Here is a 10,447-nt window from a genome sequence, read left to right as displayed (position 1 = left end):
CGCTCCAACGCGGACAATCTCTCTGCCACAACCCACTCCTACCTGCAGAAACGTGGGTGTTGCAGCCAGATCTTGAAACCGCCATGGCGACGGTGGAGCTCCAAGATCTGCGGCCGGCAGCGCCGCGTGCCGGGTTGGAGCGCGCCTGGCGGCAACAACCCGCCGCCAGATTGGCGTGTGCCGAGATTCTGGGATTTTGATCAAGCGGCACCAGGTCGGTCACCGTTCCACCGAGGGTGCTGTGAACGTTTGTTGCTGCTGGAGCAGCAACAAACGTTCACAGCGTGGGCAACGGCGGCGCGGACGCCAGCGGCGCCCGACCGACCGCGGCGATGGACCTTGGCGCGACGCTGAATCGCCCAGCTCAAGCAGCACCGATCAAGGAGATCTGCATGGATCAAGGGCGACAGCACGCGGAATAGAGATCGAACCACGTGCGTTCGCCCTTGATCGACGCGGAGAAGACCGCGCGGCGCGAACGGGATCAGGTGGGGCGGACGGCGGCCAGGACCTCGTCCACCACGTGGTCGAACTGGCGGTGGGTGCCGGGGATGGAGACGTAGAGGACGGCGGCCGTGGTCTTGCCCACGTCGATGATGGCCACGGCCGACAGCTCGTCCGTCGCCTTCAGGCCGGGGCGGGTGAAGTGCAGCCGAAACACCGTCACCCAGGCTGGGCGTCCACCGAGGAGGGTCCGCTCGTCGCGAAAGAGCTCCATCCGGTTCGGCTGCGGGTAGTACTCGGCGCGCACGTCGGCCGCCACCTGCCGGCCGACGCATTCGAGGTTGAGCGCCACCGCGTCGTTGTCGGCCGCCGGCACCGCCGCCGACAGGATCGACGCGTGATAGGTGCCGCCGGGGTAGTTCTCGGTGATGAAGTGCTGGCCCATCTTGTACGGCACTTCGAGGGTGCCGGCCCGCCACTCCTCGGTCCAGGGCATCCAGGGGTCGCCGTAGGCCGGGTACGAGATGCCGGACTCGGCGTCGACGGTACGCGGGCCGGCCGGCGGTGGCCCGGGGTCGACGGGCTGGAGCGGCTCGGCGGCGACGGTGGGTGCCGGGCACATCTTCGCCAGCGGCGGCCGCATGTCTGACGGGCCCGCCACGTCGCGGCCGAACGGGTCGGAGTTGCCAGACAGCGCCATCGCCAGGATGACCACGAGCCCGGCCGCCAGCGTGCCACCAGCGATGCCCCCGAAGAGGAACAGCCGTCGGCGGTCGCGATCGCGCTGGTCGGGTGCCTCGGCAGGCTCGGTTTCGGGCGGCGGGAGCACCGGGGCGCCCAGCGCGGTCACCGTGCCCGCGCCCCAAGGTCGCTGGTCAGGTGTCGCCGGCATGCTTTCCAGTGAACACCACGCCAGCTCAGCGCGCCCCTCCGGCCGCCGCCCCCGCGTCGGACTCCGGTATCGATGGCGCGTGCATCTCGACCACCGCGGCACCGCCCGGCTCGTCGAGCGCCGCGTACCACGGCGTGAAGGCGGCGGCCACCGCCAGTATCAGCCCGACCACGGCGAGCGCCAGTACGACGAGGATCTCGCGTACCCCTCCGACGCTGGCATCGGTCATGTCCACCCTCCCCCAAATCCCCCATAGGACAGGATCCGGGAACAGGTGTCTTGATACAGTCGCCCATCGGACGCAATCAGGTGAACTCGTAGGTAAGAACCTTGCCTGTTTCGCCGGCCCGGCGTTCGGCCCGGCGGGCAGCCACGATGAGCAAAGCCGCGATGACCAGCGCCAATGTCGCCGCGATCCAGCCCGATACAAATCCGGCCCAGGCGGCCAGTCGCGTGACCGATACGGCGCCGAGGAATCCACCCAGTTGCAGAGCGAGCGACTCCACCGATACCAGGGTGGCGCGCTCACGTTCGGTGACCCGGTTGTGCACCGCCTCGGCGGCCAGGGGCCCGGCCGGCCCGGTCACGGTGTAGGCGCCCAGGTAGCCGGCGGCCGCGAGCGCGAAGCCGCCCGGGCCGGCCGAGGCGAGGCCGATCAGGCCGACCGCCGCGCCGCCGATCACCGTGACGAGCGCCGCCACCCCCAGCGGCGAGAGCGGCAGCAACCGGCACAGCGCCGGTGCGGCGGCCGAGCCGGCGGCGGTACCCAGAAAGGCGCCCGTGATGAGCAGGCCGTACGCGAAAGCGGCGCGTTCGGGGCCGCCCAGCATCTCGGCGAACTGGAGCGGGGCGAGCATCTCGATGCTGTTGAGGAACAGCCCGATCGCCGCCCCGTGCGCCACGATCAGCCTCACGACGGGCTCCCGCCACGCCACGCGTACCCCATGAACGACCTGGGCGGGGACGGCTCGGACCGCCGCGCGGGCGCTGCCGCGCGACCGCGCTGGGCTTGCAGGATCTGGGACTTCGGTCATGAGCGCGGCGTGCGCGATCAGGCTCACCACCGCGAGCGCCGCGGCTCCTAGCGCCGGTACCGAGAACGGCGTGATCAGGCCATCGTTGGCCAACCCGCCGGCGAGGCCCGGCACCGCGCCGCCGATCGTCGCGGTGGCACCGAGCCCGAATGCCTCCACCGCCCAGCCTCGGGACAGGCCGCCCCGCAGTGACACGTCGGGCTCGATGGCCCGGACGGTGTCGACATACCAGGCTTCGACGGGCCCGGAGCCGAGCGCCCGGCCCAACGCCGAGGCGATCGCGGCGATCGCGAACTGCCACCACACCTGCGCGAACGCCATGCACAGTGGCGCCAGCACGAGAAACACGCTGGCGAGCAGCATCGTGCGGCGCCGCCCGAGCTGGTCGGCGAGGCCACCGGTGGGCAGCTCCAGCAGGACGACCAGGCCGGAGTACAGGGCGACGAGGAGCCCGACGGTCGGCAGGTCGATGCCGCGGGTGGCGTAGATCAGCATGCTGACCGGCAGGATCAGGCCCGTCGACGCCCAGCGAAGCCCGATGAGCACCAGGTACCGCCGCTGGATCCGCGCCACGGTCAGCGGTGTCATAGCGGCGACTCTTCGAAGTTGAGGAGCTGGAGGTACACGGAGATGTGCGCGACCGGCTCGTCCGGCTCGGCGGGCGGCGGATCCGTGCGGTAGCGGTCCAGCACCGCCATGAGCTCGTCGTCGAGCGCGGCGGTCTGCGACGGGGTCAGCCGGACCATGAAGTCCGACACGCCACCGCTGTCCTCCCAGCGCGGGTCGCGCCCGCGCGCCATCCAGCGCTGGAAGTGGTCGACCGCGCGCAGCATCTGCCGGCGCTGGAGGGCGTCGCTGATCTCTCGGCCTTCCGGGCTGGAGAGGACGGCGCGGCTCCACGTGGTGATCGAGTACGTCGCGCGCCACCGCTTGTCGCGCTTGTTGGGCTGGTCGGGGTCTTCCTCGACGAAGCCGTATCGGGCAAGTTGCCGCAGGTGGTAGCTGGTCGAGCCGCTGGAGTCGTCGAGCCGGCGGGCCAGCTGCGACGCGGTGGCGGGGCCCTCGTGGCGCAGCAGGCCGAGGATCTTCGACCGGGTCGGGTGCGCCACCGCCTTGAGCGTCTCGGCGTCGTGGACGTTGCGCTCGAAGTTCGCCATGCCCTCACCATAGGATCGCAAAGAAAGTTTTGCAAAATTCTCTTCGCGATTTGGCGCGTGGCAGCATGGAAACGTGATGTCGCTCGATCTGGCCGCGCGGCTCCGCGAGGCGGGGCTCGTGTGGAAACCCGCTGCTGGAGACCGGTTCGCCATCCCCGACCGCGACCTCGACGACGACGTGTTCGTACTCAGCAACATGACGATCGAGGTGCACGACCTGCCCGAGGGCGAGATCATCGGCTTCAACGGCACCACCGAGTGGGCCCTCGACGATGTCGAGAAGGAAGAGGCGATCTGGCTGCCGCGCGAAGACCAGCTTCGGGAGTTGCTCGGCGGGACCTTTCGATCGCTGGTGAGGGTGGGTGACCGCTACCGGGTCACGGTGGAGTTCAGCGACGCGTCGCGCCACTTCGAGGCGGCCGAGGCGGTGGAGGCGTACGGAGAGGCGCTGCTGGCGCTCATCCTGACGGCAGTGCGGTGATCAGGGCGGTCAGGCCCTCGGCGTCGAGCAGGTCGGCGGGGCGGATCGTCGCACCGTCGCGTACATAGTGGAACGCCGCCCGCACGTGCTCCACCGGCACCCCGGCCAGCTCCGCCCACGCCAGCCGGTACGCGGCCAACTGCACCGCCGCCGCTGAGGCGTCCACTCCGGACGGCTGGCGGCCGGTCTTCCAGTCGACGACGTCGTACCGCCCACCGCGCGAGGCGAACACCGCGTCCATCCGCCCGCGCACCACCACACCGCCGATCACCGTCGCGAACGGCACCTCGACCTCCACCGGCGTGCGATCGGCCCACTCGCTCGACAGGAACTTCTCCTGCAGGTCGGCGAGCGCCTCGTCGGGCGCGGCGTCTTCGTCGGCGGCACCGGGCAGCTCGTCGACGTCGAGCAGGCGGGCGGCACCGTACCGCTGCTCCAGCCACAGGTGGAACGCGGTGCCCCGCCGGGAGTACGGGTCGGGGCGGGCGGGCATCGGGCGGCGCAGCGACCGGGCCAGCGCCTGCGGATCCCGGCGCAGGGTCACGAGCTGCGACACCGACAGGTGGCCCGGCACCGCCACCTCGATCGGGCCGTCCCGGCGGGCCTGCCGTTCGCGCTCGGCGAGCAGCACCTCGACCTCCCGCGTCCACGGACTGTCCTGCGTGGACGGTTCGGCAAGGAAGGAGCGCACGAGAGCGGCCGCCTCGGTCAAGGCGGGACGGCGCGGGCCGAGCGGGTCGGACGGCCACTCAGCCGAGGGCTGGACCTCAGACGTCGGGTTGGCGGTGTCGGGAGTCGGCTCCGGTGCCCAGGCGACCACGGCGCCGTCGCCCGCCTGGCAGCGGTCGCGAATCTCGGTGAGGAACACCGACGGGCCGCGCGGCTTCTTCACCCCTTCGCCCCACCAGTACCCGCTGCACAGCAGCAGCCGGCGTGGCCGCGTGACCGCCACGTACGCGAGCCGCCGCTCCTCGCGCTCGTCATGCGCGCGCCACTCGTCGTTGAACGCCTCGACGGCCTGCGCCACCCCACGCTGGTCTTCAGCGTCGTCCAGCAGCAGTCGCGGCAGCCCGTCTGAGTCGCCGCGCAGCGGGAACGGCAGCACGCCGAGGCCCATCAGGTAGTGGTCGGAGTTGCGGGCCGGCCCCGGCCACACGCCCTGGGTCAGCCCGGCGACCGCCACGACGTCCCACTCCAGGCCCTTCGCGGCGTGCGCGGTGAGGATCTGCACCGCGCCCTCGACCACGTCGACCTCGCCCGGTGACAGGCCGCGTTCTTCGTCTTCGGCCGCGGCGAGGAACGCCAGGAACCCGCCCAGCGTGCCGCCTTCGGAGTCCCGCGCGAACCGCGCCGCCACGTCGCCGAGCGCGTCGAGGTGGCCGCGCGCCAGCCCAGCGTCGGCGCCAGCCCGCACGGCGACCTCGACGTCCAGGCCGGTCGTGCGCTCGACGTCGGCGATCAGGTCGGGCAGCGGCTGGTCGAGGCGGTGCCGCAGCAGCGCCAGCTCCCGCCCGTACGCGCGCAGCCGCGCGTATCCCTCGGCCGAGTACGCCTGCGGTGGGCCCGGGTCGGCCAGCGCCTCGACCAGGCTAGCCTCGTCGAGGCGGTCCGGCATCAGCTCCGGCTGATCGGGCGCCAACCCGCGTCGGGCCGCCGCGATCGCGCGGGACCGGCGGTACAGGGCGACGAGGTCGCGCGGGCCGATCCGCCAGCGCGCGCCGGTGAGCAGGCGCAGCAACGACGCGCCGTCCGTCGGGTCGGCGAGCACTCGCAGGGTACAGACGACGTCGCGTACCTCCGGGGTGTCGAGCAGCCCGCCGAGGCCGACCACCTCGACCGGTACGCCCCGAACGCGCAGCGCGTTTTCGATCGCCGGGATCTGGCTGCGTACCCGCACCAGCACCGCGCTGGTCGGGCGCTGCTCCACCGGGATCTGCTCGGCGAGCGCGTCGGGCATGCCGGCCGCCACCTGCCAGGAACGGAGCATGCTTTCGGCGATCCAGTCAGCCTCGTCGGAGTACGACTCCAGCAGTGCACAGTGGACGGCCGCGCCACCGATCCGCGGGTCGACCCGCGCGGCGGCCGTCAGCTCGGCCACCTGCGCACCCGACTCGCGCAGCGGCGCCGACAGCGCGTTGGCGACCTTGAGCACCTCGGGACGGTTGCGCCAGCTCGTGGTGAGCGACCGCTGGGCGCCACCGAACTCGGCCGGGAACCGCTCCAGCGTGCCCGCGCTCGCGCCCCGCCACCCGTAGATGGACTGGCACGGGTCGCCCACAGCGGCCACCGGGTGCTCACCCGCGAACAACGAGCGCAGCAGCACGACCTGGGCATGGCTGGTGTCCTGGTACTCGTCGAGCAGCACCACCTTGAACCGCGCCCGCTCGATCTCGCCGACCTCCGCGTGGTCGCGGGCCACGAGGGCGGCGCGGGCCATCTGGTCGCCGAAGTCCATCGCCTCGAAGTCGGCCTTGCGCTGCTCGTACGCCCGCACGAGCGGCAGCAGCTTCAGCCGTACCTGCTGGCGCGCCAGCGCGTCCCGGACGGCGGCCGACACCTTGCCCGGACGCTCCTGCACCTCGGCGTAGAAGCGACCGGTCCACGCGGCCAGGTCGTCGGGTGTGACGAGGTGCTCGGCCAGCTCGCCGGAGAGCGCCAGTACCGCGTCGGTGATCGTGGCTGGCGAGAAGTTCACGCCGGTCATGTCACCGGTGTAGTTGCGCACCAGCAGGTCGACGATCTGCCAGCGGGACGCCTCGGTGAGCAGCCGTGCGGACGGCTCGTACCCGGCACGCAGCCCGTGCTCGACGACGATGCGCGCGGCGTACGAGTGATAGGTCGCCACGCTCGGCTCGCCGGCCAGCAGCTCCTCCTGGCCCAGGCGGCGGACGAGCTGGCCGAGCCGGGTGCGGATGCGGTGCGCCAGCTCGCCGGCGGCCTTCCGGGTGAACGTCAGGCCGAGCACCTGGTCGGGTGCCGCGTAACCGTTGGCAACCAGCCACAGCACCCGGGCGGCCATCGTCTCGGTCTTGCCCGAGCCGGCACCGGCGACGACCAGCAGCGGCTCGACCGGAGCCGAAATGATCTCGGCCTGCTCGGGTGTCGGCGGGTGCAGCTTGAGCATCCGCGCCAACTCGTGCGGCGTATACCGCGGCCCCGCCTCAGCATGCGAAACCGGAAACAACGTCGCGGTCATGCGCCGCCTCCCGGCTCGACCACCTGGCGGCCCTTGCCGGAGATCGGGCAGCTCGTGCGCACCGGACAGACGCGACACTTGGAGTTGGCCACCGCGTGGAACGTCGCCGCGGCCATCGTGTCGGCGGTGCGCCGGACCATCGCGCCCGCCCAGTTCGGGTCTTCGCCCTCGCCGAGCGCCGCCTGCGCCTGCTCCTTCGCCTCCTTGGTCGGGGTGCCGAGCTGCACCAGCGAGGCGCCACCCGTGTCGGCACCGAACTCGTCGAACGCGCCCGCCTCGACGGCCGCCTGGTAGGCGCCGAGCTGCGGATGCTCGGCCAGCTCGGCCTCTGTCACCGACGTCGACTTGCCGGTCTTGAGGTCGATGACGACGAGCCGCCCATCGGGGTCGACCTCAAGCCGGTCGACCCGGCCGGTGAGCTCGATCGGGTGCGACGGGTGCTCGAGCCGCACCGCGAACTCGTGCTCGATCGCCAGCAGCCGCCTCGGATTGACGGCCAGCCACCGCAGCAGCTTGTCGACCATCGCCTCGGCGCGCGTGCGCTCCGCACCGGCCATCCACCGGGCCGCCAACTCGATCGCGTCGAACCGCCCAGCCACGTACTCGATCAGCTTGCCCCTGTCGACGCTGGCGTCTTCGGCGAGCATGGCCGCCGCGTGCACCAGGTTGCCGACGCCCTGCGCCGCGCTCGCGGGCCCGGCGCCGCCGTGCTTCTCCAGCAGCCAGCGCAGGCTGCACCGCAGCGCGCTCTCCATCGTGGACGGTGTGACCTTGACCGGCTCGCCCTCGTCGATCAGCGGCCGGTCGTCGGAGAGCGGGCGCAGGCCCCACCAGTCGTCGGGGTGCGCGCCCGGCACGCCGGCGGCGGCCAGGCGTGCGAGCTCGGCCGCCGCCGCGCGCTTGCGCTCCGTGGACGAGGCCGCATCGGTGACGGCGGTGCGTAGCTCTGCCACCAGCGCGGGCAGGGTGAGGGCCCGAGGCAGCCGGTGCAGCGGCAGCTCGTCTGGCCCGTCTTCCGCGTCGACGGCCGGCGCCAGCTCGTACAGGAATCGGCTCGGCTGCTCCTCGTGGTCTGCGCCACCGACGGCCGCCGAGGCGACCGCCGTGACCAGCAGGCGCCGCCGGGCCCGGCTGATCGCCACGTAGAACAGCCGGCGCTCCTCGTCGAGCAGGGCCGAGGTCTGCCCCACCAGCGACGCGGCGGTGCCGGCGCCCTCGGCACGGCCGGCGAGCACGTCGACCAGCCGCTCGGAGCCCAGCAGGCTGCCGCGCAGCCGCAGGTCGGGCCAGATGCCCTCCTGCACGCCGGCGACCACGACCACGTCCCACTCCAGGCCTTTCGCGGCGTGGGCCGTGAGCAGGCGTACCGCCTCGCCCCGGTCGGCGCTCGGCGCGATCGTGTCGGCCGGAAGCTGCTGGCCGAGCACGTGGTCGAGGAACACCTCGGTGCGCGCGCCCGGCAGCCGGTCGACGAAGCGCGCGGCGGTGTCGAAGAGCGCGACCACGGCGTCGAGGTCGCGGTCGGCGGCGATGCCCCGCCACTGGAGCCCGCGCTCCTCCCCCGGGTCGCCGGCCGGCCCGCTGCGCGCGGTGAGCCCGAACCAGCGGTCTCCCAGGCCGCTGGCCCGCCATACCGCCCAGAGCACGTCTTCGACCGTGGCCGCGGGGCGGTCGGCCGCCTCGCGGGCGGTCGCGATGAGCTGCGCGATCGCCTTGGCCGGCCCGGCCCACCGCCGCTCGATCGCCGCCAGCTCGGCCGGGTCGCGCAGCGCCTCGACCAGCAGGTCACCGGAGGGCCGGGGATCACCGGCGGCGAGCGCCAGCGCCCGCAGGCCCTGCCGCAACCGGCGTTCGCCGAGCGGGTCGGCGCCGCCCAGCGGCGAGTGCAACAGCGCGACCGCCGCCTCCTCGTCGAGCCGGTCGGGCTCCAGGGCGCAGCGCAGCAGCAACAGCAGGGGCGCGACGGCCGGCTGCAGGTGCAGCGGCAGGTCTTCGGCCTCGGTCACGGTCGGCACGCCCGCCGTGTGCAGGGCCCGCTGCAAAGGCGCGAGCTGGAGCAGCGTCGACCGCACGAGTACTGCCATCCGCGACCACGGCACACCGTCTTCGAGATGGGCCTTGCGCAGCACGTGCGCGACGTACGCCGACTCGCTGGTGCCGGAACGAAACGTCCGCACCTCGACGGCGCTCTCCCCCTCGGTGGCCGGGGTCAGGCGGCGGTGGCCGGCCGCACCGCGCAGCCGCCGTGCCACCCGCCCGATGGCCTCCAGCAGCTCCCCGCTCGTGCGGTACGTCGAGTGCAGCGTGACGATCGGCGCGACCGCGCCCGACGGCGTGCGGAACCGGTGCGGGAACGTGCCGACTCCAGCCGGATCAGCACCCCGGAACGCGAACGTCGACGAGTCCGGGTCGGCGAACGCCACCAGCGGCTTACCGCCACCCGCCACCATGCTGAGCAGGTCGAGCTGCGCCGGGTCGGTATCGGCCAGCTCGTCCAGGTACACGTACGCGAGCCGCCGCCGCTCGGCTTCCAGTAGCGCGCCGTCGTCGCTGAGTAGACCCGCGGCCGCCCGGATCAGCTCGGCGTTGTCGTAGGCCACCGAGCTGCGCGTGGTGGCATCGCGCAGTGCCAGTACGGAGACGTACTCGCGCAGGAAGCTCGCGGCGGACGCCCAGTCGGGCCGGCCCAACCGCTCGCCCAGCCGGGCCAGCTCAGGCGGTGTCAGGCCCCGCTCGGCGGCGCGCAGCAGCAGGTCGCGAAGCTGCCCGGCGAACGCCCGGGTGGGCAGCGCGGGGCGCAGGCTGGGTGGCCAGTTGCCGTCGGCGCCTTCGAGTAGCTCGCGGATGACCAGGTCCTGCTCGGGTCCGGTGAGAAGCCGGGGGGACAGCTCACCACGGTCGGCCGCCGCCCGGCGCAGCAGGCCGAAAGCGTATGCGTGGAACGTGCGCACGAGCGGCTCGTGCACCACCCGGCCGGTGCCCGCGACGCGCGCCTCGATGCGCTGCCGCAGCGCCGCAGCCGACCGCCGCCCGAAGGTCAGCACCAGGATGCGTTCGGGGTCGGTGCCCTCGGCGACCCGGGCGGCGACGGCTTCGACCAGCGTGGTGGTCTTGCCGGTGCCCGGGCCGCCGACGACGAGCAGCGGGCCCTCGGTGTGGCTGGCGACGTGTGACTGGAGCGCATCGTCGAGGGGCGCGGGCGTGGGCTCGACCGGCCGGCGGACCAGCCGGTATCCGGCCCAC

General features: G+C 72.9%; 8 protein-coding genes. 2 read left to right on the top strand and 6 right to left on the bottom strand.

The features are described from left to right. Positions 1-200, top strand: a 200-nt coding sequence (locus tag QMG73_RS16965) for a hypothetical protein (protein WP_281896586.1), incomplete at its 5' end; no start/stop codon positions are given. Between the two features lie 284 nt (positions 201-484). Here QMG73_RS16965 and QMG73_RS16960 read toward each other — a convergent pair. From QMG73_RS16960 to QMG73_RS16945, 4 genes are all read right to left on the bottom strand, one after another. Next, on the bottom strand, positions 485-1,336 hold the full coding sequence (locus QMG73_RS16960; RefSeq protein WP_281896584.1) for a hypothetical protein: 852 nt from the start codon (positions 1,334-1,336) through the stop codon (positions 485-487). 25 nt (positions 1,337-1,361) lie between these two features. Continuing rightward, entirely contained in the window at positions 1,362-1,565 is a 204-nt protein-coding gene (locus tag QMG73_RS16955) for a hypothetical protein (RefSeq protein ID WP_265249411.1), read from the bottom strand. Between the two features lie 76 nt (positions 1,566-1,641). Further along, positions 1,642-2,958 carry an MFS transporter gene (locus QMG73_RS16950; RefSeq protein WP_281896580.1) on the bottom strand — a complete coding sequence of 439 codons (1,317 nt, stop codon included), beginning with the start codon at positions 2,956-2,958 and terminating at the stop codon, positions 1,642-1,644. Continuing rightward, complete coding sequence (locus QMG73_RS16945; RefSeq protein ID WP_281896578.1) at positions 2,955-3,527, bottom strand: ArsR/SmtB family transcription factor; 573 nt, start codon at positions 3,525-3,527, stop codon at positions 2,955-2,957. Before QMG73_RS16945 ends, QMG73_RS16950 begins: the two co-directional genes overlap by 4 nt. Before the next feature lie 76 nt (positions 3,528-3,603). Between QMG73_RS16945 and QMG73_RS16940 the strand changes: the two genes are divergently transcribed. Beyond that, positions 3,604-4,008, top strand: coding sequence for a pilus assembly protein CpaE (locus QMG73_RS16940; protein WP_281896633.1), 405 nt, complete (start codon positions 3,604-3,606; stop codon positions 4,006-4,008). Here the strand turns inward: QMG73_RS16940 and QMG73_RS16935 are convergent. Beyond that, complete coding sequence (locus QMG73_RS16935; RefSeq protein WP_281896575.1) at positions 3,986-7,204, bottom strand: ATP-dependent helicase; 3,219 nt, start codon at positions 7,202-7,204, stop codon at positions 3,986-3,988. The two genes, QMG73_RS16940 and QMG73_RS16935, sit on opposite strands and share 23 nt — an antisense overlap. Then, positions 7,201-10,431, bottom strand: a complete 3,231-nt coding sequence (locus tag QMG73_RS16930) for an ATP-dependent helicase (protein WP_407676815.1) — start codon at positions 10,429-10,431, stop codon at positions 7,201-7,203. Before QMG73_RS16930 ends, QMG73_RS16935 begins: the two co-directional genes overlap by 4 nt. Between the last annotated feature and the right edge of the window lie 16 nt (positions 10,432-10,447).

Source organism: Phytohabitans aurantiacus (assembly GCF_027923225.1).
Taxonomy (GTDB): domain Bacteria; phylum Actinomycetota; class Actinomycetes; order Mycobacteriales; family Micromonosporaceae; genus Phytohabitans; species Phytohabitans aurantiacus.
Note: the sequence above shows the minus strand (reverse complement) of the source record. Positions and strands in the feature narration are given on the sequence as shown.